Annotated in this window: 14 protein-coding genes; 11 read left to right on the forward strand and 3 right to left on the reverse strand. The window is 65.5% G+C overall.

The genetic code is table 11. The features are described 5' to 3' along the window. Window positions 1–4: 4 nt before the first annotated feature. Window positions 5–3,709, reverse strand: coding sequence for a methylmalonyl-CoA mutase family protein (locus tag ACW7G0_RS07590; protein WP_456988777.1), 3,705 nt, complete (start codon window positions 3,707–3,709; stop codon window positions 5–7). Window positions 3,710–3,956: 247 nt separating this feature from the next. On the opposite strand from ACW7G0_RS07590, the gene ACW7G0_RS07595 reads away from it, so the two are divergent. Together ACW7G0_RS07595 and ACW7G0_RS07600 are read left to right on the forward strand one after the other, a co-directional pair. Further along, window positions 3,957–5,057, forward strand: a complete 1,101-nt coding sequence (locus ACW7G0_RS07595; RefSeq protein ID WP_456979107.1) for a Glu/Leu/Phe/Val dehydrogenase dimerization domain-containing protein — start codon at window positions 3,957–3,959, stop codon at window positions 5,055–5,057. Window positions 5,058–5,136: 79 nt separating this feature from the next. Continuing rightward, entirely contained in the window at window positions 5,137–6,294 is a 1,158-nt protein-coding gene (locus ACW7G0_RS07600; RefSeq protein ID WP_456961206.1) for an isovaleryl-CoA dehydrogenase, read from the forward strand. A gap of 74 nt (window positions 6,295–6,368) precedes the next feature. On the opposite strand, the gene ACW7G0_RS07605 is transcribed toward ACW7G0_RS07600, so the two are convergent. After that, window positions 6,369–9,191, reverse strand: a complete 2,823-nt coding sequence (locus tag ACW7G0_RS07605) for a S8 family serine peptidase (RefSeq protein WP_456988779.1) — start codon at window positions 9,189–9,191, stop codon at window positions 6,369–6,371. A 230-nt stretch (window positions 9,192–9,421) separates the two neighbouring features. On the opposite strand from ACW7G0_RS07605, the gene ACW7G0_RS07610 reads away from it, so the two are divergent. The 6 genes from ACW7G0_RS07610 (at window position 9,422) to ACW7G0_RS07635 (ending at window position 14,447) form a co-directional block, all read left to right on the forward strand. Further along, on the forward strand, window positions 9,422–10,597 hold the full coding sequence (locus tag ACW7G0_RS07610) for a thiolase family protein (RefSeq protein WP_456988781.1): 1,176 nt from the start codon (window positions 9,422–9,424) through the stop codon (window positions 10,595–10,597). Between the two features lie 145 nt (window positions 10,598–10,742). Beyond that, window positions 10,743–11,120: a hypothetical protein gene (locus ACW7G0_RS07615; RefSeq protein ID WP_456988783.1), complete on the forward strand. Its 378-nt coding sequence runs from the start codon at window positions 10,743–10,745 to the stop codon at window positions 11,118–11,120. Between the two features lie 160 nt (window positions 11,121–11,280). Then, entirely contained in the window at window positions 11,281–11,637 is a 357-nt protein-coding gene (locus tag ACW7G0_RS07620) for a hypothetical protein (protein WP_456988785.1), read from the forward strand. Window positions 11,638–11,758: 121 nt separating this feature from the next. Beyond that, on the forward strand, window positions 11,759–13,384 hold the full coding sequence (locus ACW7G0_RS07625) for a carboxyl transferase domain-containing protein (RefSeq protein ID WP_456988787.1): 1,626 nt from the start codon (window positions 11,759–11,761) through the stop codon (window positions 13,382–13,384). A gap of 134 nt (window positions 13,385–13,518) precedes the next feature. Beyond that, window positions 13,519–14,097 (forward strand): bactofilin family protein, encoded by a 579-nt coding sequence (locus ACW7G0_RS07630; protein WP_456988789.1) that lies wholly within the window; start codon window positions 13,519–13,521, stop codon window positions 14,095–14,097. Next, window positions 14,094–14,447 (forward strand): hypothetical protein, encoded by a 354-nt coding sequence (locus tag ACW7G0_RS07635; RefSeq protein WP_456961199.1) that lies wholly within the window; start codon window positions 14,094–14,096, stop codon window positions 14,445–14,447. The genes ACW7G0_RS07630 and ACW7G0_RS07635 overlap by 4 nt, the downstream gene beginning before the upstream one ends. Window positions 14,448–14,531: 84 nt before the next feature. Here the strand turns inward: ACW7G0_RS07635 and ACW7G0_RS07640 are convergent, their stop codons facing one another. After that, on the reverse strand, window positions 14,532–16,451 hold the full coding sequence (locus ACW7G0_RS07640; protein ID WP_456988791.1) for an FTR1 family protein: 1,920 nt from the start codon (window positions 16,449–16,451) through the stop codon (window positions 14,532–14,534). A 130-nt stretch (window positions 16,452–16,581) separates the two neighbouring features. On the opposite strand from ACW7G0_RS07640, the gene ACW7G0_RS07645 reads away from it, so the two are divergent. From ACW7G0_RS07645 to ACW7G0_RS07655, 3 genes are read left to right on the forward strand one after another with little or no spacing between them, the layout of a single operon-like run. Then, window positions 16,582–17,364, forward strand: a complete 783-nt coding sequence (locus ACW7G0_RS07645; protein WP_456988793.1) for an enoyl-CoA hydratase-related protein — start codon at window positions 16,582–16,584, stop codon at window positions 17,362–17,364. 53 nt (window positions 17,365–17,417) lie between these two features. Next, window positions 17,418–19,436, forward strand: coding sequence for an acetyl-CoA carboxylase biotin carboxylase subunit (locus ACW7G0_RS07650; RefSeq protein ID WP_456988795.1), 2,019 nt, complete (start codon window positions 17,418–17,420; stop codon window positions 19,434–19,436). After that, a complete protein-coding gene (locus ACW7G0_RS07655) occupies window positions 19,433–20,323 on the forward strand; it encodes a hydroxymethylglutaryl-CoA lyase (RefSeq protein WP_456988797.1) in 891 nt (296 codons plus the stop codon). Before ACW7G0_RS07650 ends, ACW7G0_RS07655 begins: the two co-directional genes overlap by 4 nt. Window position 20,324 lies beyond the last annotated feature (1 nt).

Raw genomic sequence — 20,324 nt, forward strand, 5'->3', positions numbered from 1 at the left:
CGACTTACATGTTCCGGCGGTATTCGCCGCCGACTTCGTAGAGGGCGTGGCTGATCTGGCCGAGGCTGTGGGTCTTTACCGCCTGCATCAACGCGGCGAAGACGTTCTGGCGGTCGCGGGCGGTTTTTTGGAGGTAGGCGAGGCCTGGGGTGGGTTCGTCGGGAGGGGCTGAAGCCCCACCTACAGGAGCGGGGGCGGCTGGGGTTAGGGCGTTGCGGAGCTGCTGGAAGTTGGCGACGTTGTCGATCTGCTGGCCTTTCTCTTCCGGGGTCGAGCGGATCAGTTCGATCTCGGTGGTCACTTCGCCGGCGTGCTCCTTCGGCAGGAAGGTGTTGACGCCGACCAGCGGCAGGCTGCCGTCGTGCTTCTTGTGTTCGTAGTACATCGACTCTTCCTGGATCTTGCCACGCTGGTACATGGTGTCCATGGCACCGAGCACGCCGCCACGCTCGCTGATGGCCTCGAACTCCTTGTAGACGGCTTCCTCGACGATGTCGGTGAGCTTGTCGACGATGAAGCTGCCCTGCCAGGGGTTCTCGTTGAAGTTCAGCCCCAGCTCCTTGTTGATGATCATCTGGATGGCGACGGCGCGGCGCACAGACTCTTCGGTCGGCGTGGTGATGGCCTCGTCGTAGGCGTTGGTGTGCAGGGAGTTGCAGTTGTCGAACAGCGCGTACATCGCCTGCAGGGTGGTGCGGATGTCGTTGAACTGGATCTCCTGCGCGTGCAGGGACCGGCCGCTGGTCTGGATGTGGTACTTCATCATCTGGCTGCGGCTGGACGCGCCGTAGCGCTCGCGCATGGCGCGGGCCCAGATGCGGCGGGCGACGCGGCCGATGACGGTGTACTCGGGGTCCATGCCGTTGCTGAAGAAGAACGACAGGTTGGGCGCGAAGTCGTCGATCTTCATGCCGCGCGCGAGGTAGTACTCGACGATGGTGAAGCCGTTGCTCAGCGTGAAGGCGAGCTGGCTGATCGGGTTCGCCCCGGCCTCGGCGATGTGGTAACCGGAGATCGACACCGAGTAGAAGTTGCGCACGCCGTTGTCGACGAAGTACTGCTGGATGTCGCCCATCATCCGCAGCGCGAACTCGGTGCTGAAGATGCAGGTGTTCTGGGCCTGGTCCTCCTTGAGGATGTCGGCCTGCACGGTGCCGCGCACGGTCTTGAGGGTGTAGGTCCTGATGCGCTCGTAGGTGTCCGCGTCGACCACCTGGTCGCCGGTGACGCCTAGCAGGCCGAGGCCGAGGCCGCCGTTGGTTTCCGGCAGCTCGCCGCTGTACTCGGGGCGGCGTTTGCCTTCGAACAGTGCGTCGATTTTGGCCTTCGCGTCGTTCCAGCGCGCGTCGTCCTCGCGCAGGTATTTCTCGATCTGCTGGTCGATGGCGCAGTTCATGAACATCGCCAGGATCATCGGCGCGGGGCCGTTGATGGTCATCGACACGCTGGTGGTCGGCGCGCACAGGTCGAAGCCGGAGTACAGCTTCTTCATGTCGTCCAACGAGGCGATGTTGACGCCGGAGTTGCCGATCTTGCCGAAGATGTCGGGGCGCGGGGCGGGGTCCTCGCCGTACAGGGTGACCGAGTCGAACGCGGTGGACAGGCGCGCGGCCGGCTGGCCGACCGACAGGTAATGGAAGCGGCGGTTGGTGCGCTCCGGCGTGCCCTCGCCGGCGAACATGCGGATCGGGTCCTCGCCGGTGCGGCGGTACGGGTAGACGCCGCCGGTGTAGGGGTAATGGCCGGGCAGGTTTTCCTTCTGCAGGAAGGTCAGCAGCTCGCCCCAGGACTTGTAGGTGGGGGCGGCGATCTTGGGGATCAGCTGGTGGCTGAGCGACTCGCGGTAGTTCTCGACCCGGATCTTCTTGCCACGGACTTCGTACTCGGTGATCTCGTCGGTGATCGATTTGAGCCGCTCGGGCCAGTGGCGCAGTAGTTTGCGGGAGTCGGCCGAGAGCGAGTGGATAGCGTCGTTGTAGCGCTGGCGCAGGGTGAGCAGGGTGCGGTCCGCCGTTCCGTCATTCGCGCCCGCATCGTCTGCCCCGCCCTTCCCGTCATCGTCGTCGTGGCGGGTTGAAACCCGCCCTACGAGGTCGTCGGCTTGGTAGAGGTCGAGTTGCTTGGGGAGCGCGGGGTCCTCGAGGTCGTGCAGGCTTTGCCAATAGCTCTGGGCGCGGTCGGCGGTCTCGGACTGGGTGTCGATGGTGCTGTTGATCGCCCGGCCCTGCTCGGCGATTTCGGCCAGGTAACGGATGCGTGCGCCGGGGATCAGGACGGTGGCGCGCGGCTCTTTCAGCGTGGTGTCGAGCTCGGGGAGGAAGTCGCAATGGGCTGGCGCGGCGTGGCCGGCGTCCTCGCCCAGGTGCAGCTTCTCTCGCATCAGGCGGCACAGGTTGGCGAACATCCAGCTGATGCCGGGGTCGTTGAACTGGCTGGCAATGGTCGGGTAAACCGGGACGTCCTCGTCCTTGGTCTGGAAGGCGACGCGGTTGCGCTTCCACTGCTTGCGGATGTCGCGCAAGGCATCTTCGGCGCCGCGCTTGTCGTACTTGTTCAGCACCACCAGTTCGGCGAAGTCGAGCATGTCGATCTTCTCCAGTTGGCTGGCGGCACCGAAGTCGCTGGTCATGACGTACATCGGGAAGTCGACCAGGTCGACGATCTCCGAGTCGCTCTGGCCGATGCCGGCGGTCTCCACGATCACCAGGTCGTAGCCGAGCCCCTTCAGGAAGCCGATGCTGTCCTTGAGCACGATGTTGGTCGCCGCGTGCTGGCGGCGGGTCGCCATCGAGCGCATATAGACGCGCTTGGAGCGCAGCGAGTTCATGCGGATGCGGTCGCCCAGCAGCGCGCCACCGGTGCGGCGACGGGTCGGGTCGACGGAGATCACCGCCAGGCGCATGTCGGGGAAGTGCGCGAGGAAGCGGTTCAGCAGTTCGTCGGTGACCGAGGACTTGCCCGCGCCGCCGGTGCCGGTGATGCCGATGACCGGGGTTCGGCTGCCGGCTAGTTGCCATTGTTTGCGGAGGTGGTTTAGCTCGGTCTCGTCGAACTCGCCTTCTTCGATGGCGCTTAGCATTCTGCCGATTGCGATTTCGTCGGTGATGGAGGGGGCGGTGGCGTCGGTGGGGTGGGGGTGGGGGGTGGCGTCTTGGCGGGTTGAAACCCGCCCTACGGGGTCGGTTGAGGCCGGCCGTGCGGGGTCGGTTGGGGTTCGCGGTGCGGGGTCGGTTGAGGCGTGGCGTACTGCGTCGCGGGCGTCGTGGGTGCGGCGGACTACGTCTTCGATCATCTCCACCAGACCCATCTTCATGCCGTCGTTGGGGTGGTAGATGCGCTCCACGCCGTAGGCCTGCAGCTCGCGGATCTCCTCCGGGGTGATGGTGCCGCCACCGCCGGCGAAGATCTTGATATGGCCGGCGCCGCGCTCCTTGAGCATGTCGACCATGTATTTCAGGTACTCGACGTGCCCGCCCTGGTAGGACGACAGCGCGATGGCGTCGGCGTCCTCCTGCAACGCGGCGCGGACGACGTCCTCCACCGAGCGGTTATGGCCCAGATGGACAACCTCCGCGCCCTGGGACTGGATCAGCCGGCGCATGATGTTGATCGCCGCGTCGTGGCCATCGAACAGGCTGGCGGCGGTAACGAACCGCAGCGGCGTGTTGTCGGGGCGGGCTTCGGGCAGGCTGGCGGCGGACGTACTCATGCACTTTCCATCGGAGAATCGTTGACCCCCGATTGTAGCGCCGGCGCGCCAATGAAGCCCGCCGCTGCTATCGGCCCCGTGCCGCTGCATTGCACGCGACAAACCGCCGATTCCATTAGACTGATGCGGCTGCGGCGGGTGTCTCGACGACCTCCCACGCCCCAGATTTCAGCATTTTCAACAACTTATCAACCAAAGCTGGGACGGTTGCGCTACGCAATACGGCTACCAGCGTGCGGAGTCCGCAATGATTTTCGAAACCCTCGATACCTTCGGCCACGAGCAGGTCGTGTTCTGCCACAACAAGGATGCAGGCCTGAAGGCCATTATCGCCATCCACGACACCACGCTGGGCCCCGCGCTGGGCGGCACCCGCATGTGGCCGTACAAGTCCGAGGCCGAAGCGCTGAACGACGTGCTGCGCCTGAGCCGCGGCATGACGTACAAGAACGCGGTCGCCGGGCTCAATCTGGGCGGCGGCAAGGCAGTCATCATCGGCAATCCGGCCACCGACAAGTCGGAGGTGCTGTTCCGCGCGTTCGGCCAGTTCGTCGAGTCGCTCGGCGGCCGTTACATCACCGCCGAGGACGTCGGTATCGATGTCAACGACATGGAGTTCGTGTTCCGCGAGACCGAGTACGTCACCGGCGTGCATCAGGTCCACGGTGGCTCGGGCGATCCGTCGCCGTTCACCGCCTACGGCACCCTGCAGGGCCTGATGGCATCGCTGAACAAGCGTTTTGGCGACGAGGAAGTGGGCAAGTACAGCTACGCCGTACAGGGCCTGGGTCACGTCGGCATGGAATACGTCAAGCTGCTCAAGGAGCGCGGCGCGAAGATCTTCGTGACCGACATCAACCAGGGCCTGGTCGACAAGGCCGTGTCCGAGTACGGCGCCGAAGCCGTGGGCCTGGACGAGATCTACGACGTGGCGGCCGATGTGTACGCGCCGTGCGCGCTGGGCGGCACCGTGAACGAGGAGACCGTGCCGCGTTTGAAGGCGAAGGTCATCTGCGGTTCGGCCAACAACCAGTTGGCCACCGATGCGATTGGCGATGACGTGCAGAAGCGCGGCATCCTGTACGCCCCGGATTACGCGGTCAATGCCGGCGGCGTGATGAACGTCTCGCTGGAGATCGACGGCTACAACCGTGAGCGCGCGATGCGCATGATGCGCACCATTTACCACAACCTCGGCCGGATCTTCGAGATCTCCGAGCGCGACGGCATCCCGACCTACAAGGCCGCCGACCGCCTGGCCGAGGAGCGCATCGCCGCCGTCGGCAAGCTGAAGTTGCCAATGGGTCGCGGAACCCCGCGCTTCAAGGGCCGCGTTCGCGGCAGCTGATTACCGGCTGTAGTACGCGACAAACACGACGGGGCCGAGTGCCCCGTCGTGCTTTCAAGACAAAACCTATGGAGCTCCAATGCGACCTTTTCCACTGGGCGACGAGATTGATGCACTGCGCGATGCCGTGCGCCGTTTTGCCGAGGTCGAGATCGCGCCGCGCGCGGCGAAGATCGACGAGGACAATGTATTCCCGCAGGACCTGTGGCCAAAACTGGGCGAGATGGGGTTACTGGGCCTGACCGTCGACCCGGAGTACGGCGGCAGCGGCATGGGTTACCTGGCGCACCTGGTCGCGATGGAAGAGATATCGCGCGCATCCGGTTCGGTCGGGTTGTCATACGGCGCCCATTCCAACCTGTGCGTGAACAACCTCTACGCCAACGGCAGCGACGAGCAGCGTGGCAAGTATCTGCCCAAGCTATGCACCGGCGAATGGAAGGGCGCACTGGCGATGAGCGAACCGGGCGCGGGCTCGGACGTGGTCGGCTCGATGTCGTGCCGCGCCGAACTGAAGGGCGACGTCTGGATTGCGAACGGCAACAAGATGTGGATCACCAACGGTCCCGAAGCCGACGTACTGGTGGTCTACATGCGCACCGCGGGCAAGGAAGCGGGCAGCAAGTGCATGACCGCCTTCATCGTCGAGAAGGGCATGCCGGGGTTCAGCACCGCCCAGAAGCTCGACAAGCTGGGGATGCGCGGGTCCAACACCTGCGAGCTGGTCTTCCGCGACTGCGAAATCCCGGCTGCCAACGTTCTGGGCGAGGTCAACCAGGGCGTCAAGGTCTTGATGAGCGGTCTGAATACCGAGCGGTTGGTATTGACCGGCGGACCGCTGGGACTGATGCAGGCGGCACTCGATATCGCCCTGCCCTATGTGCGCGAGCGCAAGCAGTTTGACGTCGCCATTGGTACCTTCGGAATCATGCAGGCCAAGATCGCCGACATGTACACCTCACTGCAATCCAGTCGCGCGTTTGCCTACCAGGTGGCACGCGACTACGACGCCGGGCACCGCAGCCGGGTGGATGCCGCCTCGTGCCTGCTGCATGCCAGCGAGGCCGCCGTGCAGGTCGGCTTGGAAGCCATCCAGACCCTTGGCGGCAATGGCTACATCAACGACTACCCCACCGGCCGCTTCCTGCGTGACGCGAAGTTGTACGCCATCGGTGCGGGCACCAACGAGATCCGGCGGATGCTGATCGGGCGCGAGTTGTTCAACGAGCAGCACTGACCAGCAAGCCATGCCACGCAGAAACAACAACGCCGCGGATGTCCGCGGCGTTGTTGTTTAAAGCGTCGACCGGGTCAGAACCCGACCGACCAGTTGGCAGACGCGCCGGTCCAGGTCCTGCCGAGCTCATGACGGGCATCCAGGTCGAAGCCGAGTTGGCCGAGCGGCAGGTCAGCGCGCACGCCGACACCGAATACGGCCGCTTCCCGAGCCAGCCCGGTGCCACTGATCGGCGCCCAGGCATCGATCCCGGTAAAGCGCGCATCAATCAGGTTGCCGGTCTGCGACAGCAGGCGCTGCCACTCCAGGCGGCTGCTCACCGTCATCAAGGATGATCCCACCCGCAACTGCTGTTGCACCCGGGCTCCAACCAGTGCGCGAGTCGCCTCGAGGCTGGACCCGGTGGTGCTCAGCCCAAAGCCCGCGGCCCCGTTCTCGCTGAAGCCACCGCGCTCCAGTTGCATGGTTTCGGTGCCGATATACGGGGTCAGCGTGCCGCCAGCGAAGTCAAAGCGATGCCCGGCCTGCAGGCCGAAGCTGGTGTAGCGGTTGTCGTAGTCAGCACCGACGCCGAAGCGATCCGCCCCCAGGGTGATTTCGCGCTGCATCCTCCGGTCCATTTGTCCAATGGCGAAGCGTCCGAGCACGTAGTTTCCGCCGGTGCTCCAAGCGGTGTAGAGCTGGCCTTCGAACTGACGGTTGTGCTCACGGTCCCGGCGCAGGTCGTGATTGGCGTAGCCATCGGTCTGGCCGAACGCGACGCCGACCGTCCAGTGAGGGCCAAGCCGCTGATCCTGACCGATCAGCCAGCCATTGGCATCGACCCGGGTATGCGAGTGGATCGAACGCTCGCCGCCAAGGCGGTCGGCCCAGGCGCCGTTGCCGGCACCGCGGCCCAGTGCATCCAGTCGCGATTCCAGCGCGTGGCGGCTGTCTTCCATCGCCATCATCGCGAACGAGGTATCCGCGCCGTGCATCTCGCCCGACAGGCTGGCCAGCGAACGCTCGGCGGCGGCGGCGGTTTGGGTGCGCTGGAGTGCCGCGGCACCGTGGATGAACCCACTCGCTTCGCTGGCGCCAACGGGGCCGCCGACCGGCAATGTTCCTGCTCCGTTGCCATCGATGATCTGGAAGGCAGTCTCGATCCGCAACGCCGATCCGACGGAAGCCGCAGTCAGGCCCATCGACTGTGCGACCGCGCTGACATCCAGTCGGTCAATGTCCAGCCAGGCGCTGTTGGTGTCGTAGCCCAGGGTGGCGTCCAGGAACACGCCGCTGGCGGCCGAGAGCACGTCGAACGTCCCGTTCACGCCTTGCGCGGCCTCAAGGAAGGTCTCGCGTGCGGAGTACACATAGCCGTCGGTGACCCCGGTGACCAGCACCTCGCCGTCGATGTCGGCGCGCCCCTGCACCTGCAACTGGGAACCGACCTCCAGCGCAAGCCTGCCGGTGGCGGTCTGGGCAAAGTCGCCGTCGATCACATGTACGGCCCCGGTCGGGTCGGCTCCATAGATCGCGGTCGCGCCTTCATTGCGCAGCGTCCCATGCACCCCGACTTCGTCCAGCAGCAACAGCCCGTCAGTCCGCACCGTGGCGTCGCCAGGCAAGGCGTGCAGCGTGGACAGCGTGCCTGCCTCCACGACGGTCTCGCCGGTGTAGCTGTTTTCACCGGTCAGGTCGAGGTGGCCGGTGCCGCTTTTGGTGATGCCGCCGGCGCCCGAAATCGGGTTGGACCAGACCGACATGCCGCCATCGAATGCGGCCGTGACCTGGCCCCAGTCCAGCTTGGCCGGCCCCTGCACTGCCTTGCCTGCATCCAGCAGGCCATGCCCGAACACCTCGTCCACGCCGGCAGCCCCAATGTCGGTCGCCGTGCCCAGCAAGGTCTGCCGCACCAGGTCGTTGTCGAAATAGGGGAATGCCTCCCACACCAGCGCCGCTGCACCCGATACCTGCGGCGCGGCGAAGGATGTCCCGCCGCCGACCCAATACGTCGGATTGCCCGCGGTGTCGTCCAGACCGGTGAATACCACGTCGCCCGGTGCCACCAGGCAGTAGTCCATCGCGATGCCACAGGCATTGGAATAGGAGGCCAGTTGCGTCGGCGAAAGCGTGTCCAGCGCGGCCACGGCGAGCCAGCCCTGCTCCAGGACCGCCGCGCCGGCGCCTTGGCTGGGCAACGAGGCGGTATCCGTCGGGTTGGCCCCGGATTCGTTGCCGGTGGCAAACACCACCAACCCGCCCCAGTCCACCACGAATGGCGTCATCGCATCGATGAAGGTCCTGGTCACATTATCGCCATCCCAGTACAGGCCGCCCCAGGAGTTGTTGGAGATCTGTACGCCGGCGCTCATCAGGTCTTCGTGGACAAACCCCAGCCAGGAGCCGTCGGTGACCCGGTTGCCCTGGCCGGACCCGTCGTCCTCGGGCGGGTCGTCAGCAATGATCCGGGCGGAGACAAACGTCGCTCCGGGGGCAATACCGCCGGGCCATTCGCCAAACGCGGTGCCACCAGCCAGTTGCGCCACGGTGGTGCCGTGACCCAGAACGTCGTCAGTGTCGAGATCGTTCTGATAAGCATCCAGGTACACAAACCCGGGATCGACCCGGCCGACCAGGGTCGGGTGGTCGCGGCGGATGCCACTGTCAAGCAGGCCGATGATCACGCCTTCGCCAGTGAAACCGGCATCGTGGGCCGCGACTGCGTTGGTCAATACCAGATGGGAATCGAAGTCGGGCTGCGGACCTGGCTCTGGCTCCGGATCCGGCGCGGTGGGAGGCGGCGTCGGCTGCGGGCGGATGTTGGACGAACCACCGCCACCGCCACACGCCGTCAACGCGAGCAGGCATGCGCCGCCCACCATTGCTTGCCAGCTTCCACTATCCTTTGACTTCATTCTGTCTCTTCCCCCGGCTGGTCCCGGTGTCGCCCGGGTGCGTCACAACGGCTGGTTCATAACGGCTGATCAACCCCACCCTTTCTAGCCGATCGCGACACAGGCCACAATGGCGGGCACTGCGCCCCCCGCAACGGCAGCTGCGACCCGCGGTTTGCCGCAATGCAGCATGCGGCGCCATAATCGGAGAGGTTCGGGCAGCTCAAGCCCCCATTTACCGGAGTCCCCCCATGAGCGACGTCGTCATCGTTGGTGCCAAGCGCACCGCCATCGGTTCCTTCCTCGGCCAGTTCACCGGCGTGCCGTCACCGGCGCTGGGCTCTGCCGCAATCACCGGCGCCCTCGAGCATGCCAGCCTCGCGGCCGACCAGGTCGACGAGGTCATCATGGGCTGCGTACTGCCCGCTGGGCTGGGCCAGGCGCCTGCACGGCAAGCCTCGCTGAATGCTGGCCTGCCCGCCTCCGCCGGCTGCACCACCATTAACAAGGTGTGTGGTTCGGGCATGAAAGCGATCATGTTTGGACACGACCTGATCAAGGCCGGCTCGGCGAAGGTCGTGGTTGCCGGCGGCATGGAGTCGATGACCAATGCCCCGCACCTGTTGAACGGTAGCCGCACGGGCGTGCGCTACGGCAGCGCCGAGTTCCTCGACCACATGGCCCACGATGGGCTGACCAACCCGTACGACGGCAAGGCAATGGGCGTGTTCGGCGACATGGCATGCGACAAGTACCAGTTCGATCGCGCCGCGCTGGACGCGTTCTCCACCGAGAGCGTGAACCGCGCCAAGGCTGCCCAGGCCGAGGGCAAGTTCAAGGACGAAATCGTCCCGGTCACCGTCAAGACCCGCAAGGGCGAGACCGTGGTCGACACCGACGAAGAGCCGGGCAAGATCGACGTCAGCAGGATCCCGGGCTTGCGTCCTGCCTTCGGCAAGGAAGGCGTGTTGACAGCGGCGTCATCGTCGAAAATTTCTGATGGTGCTGCCGCCACCGTGTTGATGTCGGCCGAGGACGCCAGCGCACGCGGCCTGAAGCCGCTGGCACGGATCGTCGCCCACGCGACCCATTCCCAGGCGCCGGAGTGGTTCACCACCGCGCCGGTTACGGCGATCGGCAACGTGCTGGAAAAGGCGGGCTGGAAGGTCGAGGACGTCGACCTGTTCGAGATCAACGAGGCGTTTTCCTGCGTCGCGATGGCGCCAATCAAGGACCTGGGGATCCCGCACGAGAAGGTCAACGTGCATGGCGGCGCGGTGGCGTTGGGACACCCGATCGGCGCCAGTGGCGCACGTCTGGTGGTGACGCTCATCAATGCACTTCGCTCGCGCGGAGGCACCCGAGGTGTCGCGTCGCTGTGCATCGGCGGCGGCGAGGCGACAGCGATCGCGATCGAACTGCTCTGACTCTTTTCCCCAACGGCACCCAAACGCCAACGTTTCGTTAACGAAAAATGCACTACGTGGCGCTTGACACGCGTCGCTCGGTTGTCATCATGTTAATGCGCGCACTAGCGCGTTGCCTAACCCTATTAACGACGAGGACTACACCATGACTTTCAACAAGGCGCTGCTCGCTATCGCCATGGGCTTTGCCCTGGCTGCCTGCTCCAACTCCCAGCAGGCTGACGACGCTGCGGCTGAAGCGGCTACTGCTTCGTCCGAGGCTTCCGAAGCTGCTGCCAACGCCGCCGCTACCGGCGACGCGATGGCTGCCGACGCTGCCCAGGCTGCTGCCGACACCGCCGCTTCGGCTGCCGATGCCGCCGCAACCTCGGCTGACGCCGCTGCCGCCGCTACCGACATGACCGGTGCTGACGACGCTGCCGATTCTGCCGAGAACGCTGCCGACGCTGCCGAGCAGGCCCAGGACGCTGCTGAAGAAGCCGCTGCCAGTGCCGATGCCGAGACCAACAACGACGGTCAGTAATCCGTCCTAGTTGTCAGCTGTACCGAAAGCCGCCGGGTAATCCCGGCGGCTTTTTTGATGGTCTTCACATTCCTTTACTGGCAAAACCTCAATAGTGCGCCCGCCGGCAGAACCGGCGACCACAACGCAGTTTCACTGCCGACAAACCCAGGAGTCCACCATGAACTACAAGATCACCGCCCTTCTTGCTGCCAGCGTCTTCGCTCTTGCGGCCTGCAACTCGCCCAGCGCCGACCAGCAGGCCGCCGAGGCCGCTGCCCAGGCCGAAGTCGCCGCCGAATCGGCCGCAGATGCCGCCGCTGCCGGGATTGATGCTGCCGCCACCAACACCGCTGCCGCCGTTGGCTCGGCAGCTGCCGCCGCCGATGCTGCAGCGGATCCGTTGCAGCAGGCGTACGAGGAAGGCAAGGCGAATGCCGCCGGTGCGATCGGCGACGCTGCCGACAATGTCTCCGCTGAAATGAAGGACGAGCAGGCGGAAGCCGAGGCCAAGGCCGACGCCGAAATCCAGGACTGATCGCCTCGATCATCCCGTCACTCCAAACCCGGGTCCGCGTCATGCGGGCCCGGGTTTTTTCATGGCGAAATTGCGGGACGGGTATCCTGTAGCCCCTGGACCATCACCGACAGAACGCCGCATGCCCGTACTCAGTTCCGCGCTTGATCCGCGCTCGCAGGATTTCAAGGACAACGTCGCCTACCACCGCGCGCTGGTTGATGAACTGGACAGCCGGTTGCTGCGCGCTGCACACGGCGGCGGCGACAAGGCGCGCGACCGGCACACCGCTCGCGGCAAGTTGCTGGTCAGGGACCGCATCACTGCCCTGCTCGACCCGGGCTCGCCGTTCCTGGAGATTGCCCCATTGGCGGCAGGCGGCATGTACGACGACGCGGCGCCAGCGGCCGGCATGGTTTGCGGCATCGGCCGGGTGCAGGGCTTGGAGGTGGTGGTGGTCGCCAACGATGCCACCGTCAAGGGTGGCACCTACTTCCCGATGACGGTCAAGAAACATCTGCGCGCACAGGAAGTCGCACGCGAGAACCATTTGCCGTGCATTTACCTGGTCGACTCCGGTGGCGCCTTCCTGCCCTTGCAGGACGAGGTGTTTCCGGACAAGGAGCACTTTGGTCGGATCTTCTACAACCAGGCCCGCATGAGCGCGGACAACATCCCCCAGATCGCGGTGGTCATGGGCAGTTGCACCGCCGGCGGCGCGTATGTGCCGGCGATGAGCGACGAATCGATCATCGTCAAGGAACAGGGCACCATTTTCCTCGGTGGCCCGCCGCTGGTGAAAGCCGCGACCGGTGAGATCGTCGATGCCGAAACCCTCGGTGGTGCCGACGTCCATACGTCGATCTCCGGCGTTGCCGATCACTTCGCCGAGGACGATCGCCACGCGCTGCAGATCGCCCGCGGTATCGTCGGCACGCTCAACCGCAAGAAGGTCGTGCCGGTCGCGGTGCAGCCCGTGCGCGAACCGCTGTTTGCCGCCGAGGAGCTGTACGGCATCGTGCCGAAGGACACCCGCCGTCCGTTCGATATCCGCGAGGTGATTGCCCGCGTCGTCGACGGCAGCGAGTTCCAGGAATTCAAGGCGCGCTACGGCAAGACCCTGGTCACCGGCTTCGCGCACCTGCACGGCTACCCGGTCGGCATCGTGGCCAATAACGGCATCCTGTTTGCCGAAAGCGCGCTCAAGGGCGCGCACTTCATCGAGCTGTGCAACCAGCGCGGGATCCCGCTGGTGTTCCTGCAGAACATCACCGGCTTCATGGTCGGCAAGAAGTACGAGCAGGCCGGTATCGCCAAGGATGGGGCGAAGATGGTCACTGCGGTGGCCTGCTCGCACGTGCCCAAGTTCACCGTGGTGATTGGCGGCAGTTTCGGCGCCGGCAACTACGCGATGTGCGGCCGCGCCTATGGTGGCCGGTTCCTGTGGATGTGGCCGAACGCGCGGATCAGCGTGATGGGCGGCGAACAGGCGGCCTCGGTGCTGGCGACGGTCAAGCGCGACGGCATCGAGGCGCGCGACGGGACCTGGACGGCCGATGAGGAAGAGGCGTTCAAGGTACCGCTGCGCGAGCAATACGAGTCGCAAGGCAGCCCGTACTACGCCAGCGCCCGGCTGTGGGACGACGGCATCATCGACCCGGCCGACACTCGCCGCGTGCTTGGACTGGGGTTGTCGGCCGCGTTCAATGCGCCGGCCCAGGGCGAGCCGGCCCCCCGCGGCACCCATTTTGGCGTATTCCGAATGTGATGGACTGCACCGATGAATACGGCTTTGCTGTCGGGAGGCTGAAGCAGATCCGCTTTTCAGGCCGGTTTCACATCAAGAGGGCGTGAAGTCGGTGCTAGATTCGGAAGTCCCTGATTCGATGGACCTTGCAACCGATGGCTATCTGGAAAGAACCCGCCTCCTCAAAATCACCGGCGCCTGCCCCGGCTGCCCCGCCGGCGCCTGTTCAATCGGTACCGACCCCGACACCGGAAGCCGCCCGGTTCGATGCCCCATCGACCCGTGAAGTGGCTGCACCAGGCCGCAACGAATCATCGATGAAGGAATCGTTGATTGCCGCCGACCTGACCATCGAGGGAAAAATCGAAGGTACCGGGCACGTGCGCATTGCCGGCAAGTTCAACGGCGATGTCAACGTCCAGGGCAACCTGACGATCGAGACCGGCGCCAAGCTGACCGGCGGCGTGCGCGCGCAGAAGGTCATCGTTGCCGGCGAGCTGGAAGGCAACATCGAATCGGCGCAACGGGTCGAGGTACTGGAGTCGGGTGCGTTGATCGGCGACGTCAAGGCCGGATCGCTGATTGTCGCCGCCGGGTCGCGGATGCGCGGCCAGGTCGAGTTCGGCTGGGGTGACAAGGGCTACGACAAGGCAGAGAACAAGTCCCAGAACAACTCGGGTGCCAAACCGGCCAACCAGTCCGGCACCAAGACGGGCCTCGAAAGCCTCGCATGAGCACACCGCGCCCGGGCACTGCGGGCGCGACCCGCACCTGCCCGCATTGCAAGACCACGATCCTGGAAAGCTCCAGCGTGTGTCCGCAATGCCGTGGACACCTGCGGTTTGATGCCGGCCCAGCCGCCGCAGCCGCGGTAACTGCCTTGAAGGTTGAAGGCACCATTCCGGCCCCCGCCGATGGTGCCTGCGAGTACTCGATGGTGCTGTCGATCCGCGACGGCCGCGGCAAGGAGATCAACCGCCAGGTGGTCGGCGTGGGTGCGCTGCACCCGGGCGACGAGCGGACCTTCAGCCTGGTAGTGGAAGCCACCGAGAGCACCGGAAAAAAAACCCGCCGCCCTCATTAGGGCGGCACGTACCTGTAGCGCATTCCGGTCAGCGCGCTTTCAAACTGGCGTGCTCAAGCTGGCGTGTTCAAGCTGGCGCGTGGCTTACCGCGCCAATGCCGCGCGACGATTGCCCCAGAACCCGATGATGATGATCGCCAGCGTCACCAGCTGCGCCAACACGCCTTGCAGGGTTGGATAGACCCCCAACAGTGCGATCCGCGGGAAGCTGACGACCGACACCGACAGCCAGCCGGCTTCCTGCAACGCGGCAACACCCTTGCCTGCCAGCACCACGGCCAGTACGGCAATCAGTATCGAGCTGATCGAGAAGAAGGTGGAAATGGGCAGCTTCCGGCTGTAACGCAGCATCGCCCAGGCGATACCCGCCAGTACCACCGCGCCGGCGGCACCACCGGCCAGGATGGCACTGCCATTACCCTGGCTCCACAGCGCGGCGTAGAACAGCACGGTCTCGAAGACTTCGCGGTACACCACCACGAATGACAGCAGGAACAGGAACCATGCCGAGCGCTTGGACAAGGCGTGGGAGAGCTTTTCGTTGATGTAGCGCTGCCATGCACCGGCCTGGCTCTTGCCGTGCATCCAGATGCCGACGAACAGCAGCACCGCCGCGGCAAACAGGGCCGCGAACCCTTCGGTCAGTTCACGGCTGGCACCGCTGATGCTGACCAGGTAGGTCGCCACCACCCACGTCAGCCCGCCCGCCAACAGCGCGGTAACCCAACCGGCATGCACGTACGGCATGACCTCGGTGCGGTTGGCCTTGCGCAGGAACGCAATCATGGCAATCAGCACCAGCAACGCCTCCAGCCCCTCTCGCAGCAGGATGGTGAAAGACCCCACGAAGGCCGTCATGTTGCTCGCCATCCCCGGGGCGAGCGCCGCCTCGGCCCTGACGAACAAGCCGTCGACGACCTCGACCTGCGCCTGTATGTCTTCCACGCTCGCCGAGCGGCCGATGCGCGAACGCAGCTCTGCCATGGCGGTTTCGATCTCCACCATCAACGCGCCATCACGCGCCGCCAGCAACGGTTCCACCGGCTCGAACCCGTCCAGGTAGGCGGACAGAGCCAGATCGCGCGCCTTGCGCTGATCGCCGGCCGCATAGGCCTGGGTGCTCTCGAGCAGGCGCGAGCGGGCCAGGGCCAACGATCCTTCCGGCTTGGCCTGCACCACCTCGGGATGACGACGCAGGTAAGCCGTCACCGCCTTGGCATCTTCCTCGCCAATGCTCTGGGCAAGGGCGGCCGGGGTCACCTGGGTCAAGGTTCCCAGATCCGGAAACTGCGCACGCAGCGACTCATCGCCGTTCCACAGGCGCTCGCCCGATGCCGCCAGCTCATCCGGATACGCGTACTGCCCGATATAGAACGATAGCGCCCAGCGGTCTTCCGATGGCAGGTGCGCGTAGCTCACCATGCCGGTGCCTTCAAGGCCCTGTTCGATCACCTGGTAGAGCGCGAACACACTGCGCTCGCGGGCGCGCGACTCATCGGTGAAATCGATCGCCGGCGGATCCAGCGCGATCCCTGCCGGGCCATCACCGGCACCGGTCGTGCCATGGCAACTGGCGCACTGCTGCTGGTAGAGATCCGCCGCCCCGGCCAGGTCGGGGGCGCCGGTCGGTGCCAACGGCATGGGATGGGCCGCCAGCAACTCGCCGGCAAGATTGCGCGCCAGCGAGGCGACCTGCTCGGGGGCGGTCTTCTGCGCAATGGCGAGCTGCAGGGCTTTGGCCGCGTCCATCAAACCGGCCTGGCCGTCGGTCGGCGGCAACGCTTCCAGGCGCTCGCCCACGGCCGCGGAAAACTCCGTCATCTCCGCGTATTCGGCTTCACTCACGACCTGCCCGTCCTGTACCGCGACCGGATAATCCACCGCGATGTAGTCGAGCAGGCGCCAAGCGGTCTGTGCGTCCTGGTTCACGGTATCGGCGGCGTACGCAGGCAGCGTGAAGGACAGCATCAGCGTGACGGCAAGCAGGCGCAGGGCAATAAGCATCGGATTCAACGCGGTAAAGGGACTGGCGGATTCTACTTCATAATGAGAATTGATCGCATCCCGAACGTCATGGCTGCTCACCGCGGCGCGACCGCTATCATTCCACTAGTCCCGCAACCGCCGAGTACCAATGACCAACCCGCTGCTGAACCTGCGCGAGGGCCCTGTCGCCCGTCTGCGCATGAACCGTCCCGAGATCCACAACGCATTCGACGCCATGCTGATCTCGGCGCTGACCGGCGCACTGGAGAACCTGGGCGAGGACGACAGCGTCCGAGTCGTGGTGCTGGAAGGCGAAGGCGCGTCGTTCTCGGCCGGGGCCGACCTCAACTGGATGCGCGGCATGGCCGCCGCCAGCGAGGACGAGAACCGCGACGACTCGCTCGCGCTGGCGAGGCTGATGCGCACCCTGGACGAGATACCAAAGCCGACCATCGCCAAGGTCCACGGCGCGGCTTTTGGCGGCGGCGTCGGGCTGGTCGCTTGCTGCGACATCGCCATCGGCGTGCCGGAGGCGAAGTTCGGGCTGACCGAGAGCAAGCTGGGCCTGCTGCCGGCGGTGATTTCGCCGTACGTGATCGACGCGATCGGTGCGCGCCAGGCGCGGCGCTGGTTTGCCACCGCCGAGATTTTCGACGGCCGGCAAGCCTGCGAGATGGGCTTGCTGCACGAAGTGGTCAACGCCACCGCCCTGGACACCGCGGTGCAACGGCAGATCGACTTGCTGTTGAAGGCCGGTCCGGTGGCCTCGGCGCAAGCCAAGGCCCTGGTACGCCAGGTCGCGTCCCACCACGATGGCGCGCGCCACGACGCCGACAACGCCAGCCTGATCGCCGGGCTGCGGGTATCGGCGGAGGGTCAGGAGGGGCTGTCGGCATTCCTCGACAAACGCAAGCCGGGCTGGTGCCAATGACCACTCGTGCGTCCGTCACCCTTCCCAGCAACCCCCTTGTCGCGAGCCCCCGCATGTTCACCAAGGTCCTGATTGCCAACCGCGGCGAGATCGCCTGCCGGGTCATCCGCACCTGCCGTGAGCTGGGCATCCGTACCGTCGCGGTGTATTCCACTGCGGACGCCGATGCCCAGCACGTGCGCCAGGCGGACGAGGCGTACTGCATCGGCGGGCCGACGCCTGCGGAGAGCTATCTGCGTGGCGAGGCGATCATCGAAGTCGCAACGCAGACCGGCGCGCAGGCGATCCACCCGGGGTACGGCTTCCTGTCGGAAAACGCCGATTTCGCCGAAGCCGTCGAAGCCGCCGGCATGGCGTTCATCGGGCCCAAGGCCGCCTCGATGCGCAAGATGGGCAGCAAGGCCGGCGCCAAGGACCTGATGCAGGCCGCCGGGGTCCCAGTGGTGCCGGGCTATACCGGCGAGGACCAGGCGCCTGCCCACCTGCAGGCCGAGGCGGACCGGATCGGTTACCCGCTGATGATCAAGGCCGCGCACGGCGGCGGCGGCAAGGGCATGCGGATCGTGCGCGAGTCGGCGGAGTTCCTATCCAATCTGGAATCCTGCCAGCGCGAGGCGAAGAACGCATTCGGCCGTGACCGGGTGCTGCTGGAGCGCTATGTCCAGCAACCGCGTCATATCGAGTTCCAGGTATTTGGCGACGACTTCGGCAATGCAATTCACCTCGGCGAGCGCGAATGCTCGGCCCAGCGGCGTTACCAGAAAGTGCTGGAGGAAGCGCCCTCGCCGTTCCTGACCCCGGCGCTGCGCGAACAGATGGGCGAGGCCGCGGTCATGGCGGCGCGGGCCATCGACTATGTCAATGCGGGCACGGTGGAGTTCATCGTCGGCCAGGATGCCGATGGCAAGCCGGCAGGCTTTTACTTCATGGAGATCAACACCCGCCTGCAGGTCGAGCATCCGGTGACCGAGCTGGTAACCGGGCTGGACCTGGTCGCGTGGCAATTGCAGGTCGCCGCCGGTGAACCGCTGCCGCTGGCGCAAGACCAGATCGAACGCCACGGCCATGCGGTCGAAGTACGCCTGTACGCGGAAGACCCGGAGGCCGGTTTCCTGCCCGGCTCCGGCAAACTGGAGCGTCTGCGGCTACCGGCACCCGGCCCGCACGTCCGGATCGATTCGGGCGTGATCGAAGGCGATACGGTAACGATCTTCTATGACCCGATGATCGCCAAGCTGATCGTCCATGACGTCGACCGTCCGCGCGCGCTGGCGCGGATGCGCGACGCGCTGGCGCAGTGCGAGATCAGTGGCCCCAAGTCCAACATTGCCTTTCTCGAGCGCCTGGTGCGGCACCCGACGGTCGTGGCCGGCACCATCGATACCGGGTACCTGGATCGCCACCTCGAGCAATTCATACCAGCCAACGACGAGATCGATACCGACTTGCTGCTGGCCGCCACGGTAACCAGCCTGCTGGGACAAGAACGAAACGCCCGCATGCTGGCCGAAAACTCCGGCGACCCGGGTTCACCGTGGGCCATCGCCGATGGCTGGCGCCTGGGTCACGGCAGCCTGCGCAGCCTCGCCTTCGAGTACCGGGAACAACGCATCGAGGTTCGCGCCAGCGGCAGCGATGGCAACTATCGCGTCGACACTGGCGGCGACACCCACCAGGTCACTGGCGCGCGGCTGGCAGGCGGGTCACTGAGCCTGCGCATCGCCGAGCGCGCGCGACGCTTCCAGGTGCTCGACCAGGACCGTCATGTCATCGTCCACGACGGCGACCAGCGGCTTCGCCTGCAGCCATTGGCGATGTATTGTCATCAGGAAAGCGGTCCGGGCACCGGCGCGGACAACGTCGTTGCCCCGATGCCGGGGCGCGTCGTGGTAGTGAGGGTCGCGGCTGGCGAGGTCGTCCAGGCCGACCAGGAGGTGATGGTGATCGAGGCGATGAAGATGGAGCTCAGCCTGAAGGCACCGCGCGACGGTACCGTTGCCGAGGTCCGCGCGCAGACCGGCGAATTTGTCGACGCCGATGCGATCCTCGTCACTCTGGACCCGGTGGAATGAAGCCCGCGGTCCGCATCGTCGAGGTCGGTCCGCGCGACGGGCTGCAGAACGAGAAGACGGTCGTCGCCACCGCCGACAAGATCGAGCTGATCGACCGGTTGTCAGCGACCGGCCTGCAAAGCATCGAGGCCACCAGTTTCGTCAGCCCCAAATGGGTACCGCAACTGGCCGACGCGGCCGAAGTCTATGCCGGTATTGCCCGCAAGCCGGGCGTGCACTATCCGGTACTGGTACCCAACGAGAAAGGGTACGAACGCGCACTCGCCGCCGGCGTCCGGGAGGTGGCGGTGTTCACTGCCGCCTCGGAAGCGTTCAACCAGAAAAACATCAACGCCTCGATCGCAGAATCGCTGATCCGTTTCGATCCAATCCTGCAGCGGGCCAGGGCCGATGGCATCAAGGTGCGCGGTTACGTGTCCACGGTGCTGGGCTGCCCCTACCAGGGCGATGTGCCATTGGCCGATGTTGTCCGGGTTGCACGTGAGTTACATGTTATGGGCTGTCATGAAATCTCCTTGGGGGACACCATTGGCGTAGGCACGCCGGGCAAGGCGCGTGCGATGCTCAAGGCGGTCGCCGGGGAGGTTCCGATGGACGCACTGGCCGTGCATTTCCACGACACCTACGGCCAGGCGCTGTCCAACATCCTGGCGTGCCTGGAAGAAGGTGTCGCGGTGGTCGACTCGGCGGTCTCCGGCGTGGGTGGTTGTCCCTACGCAAGGGGTGCCAGCGGCAACGTCGCCAGCGAGGACGTGGTCTACATGCTGCATGGCCTGGGCATCCATACCGGCATCAATCTCGATCTGCTGGCCGAAACCGGGCGCTGGTTGTCCACCCGCCTGGGACGGGAGACCGGCAGCAAAGTCGGCAAGGCACTGGCGGTGTAGA

The organism is Lysobacter sp. A286 (genome assembly GCF_054052105.1).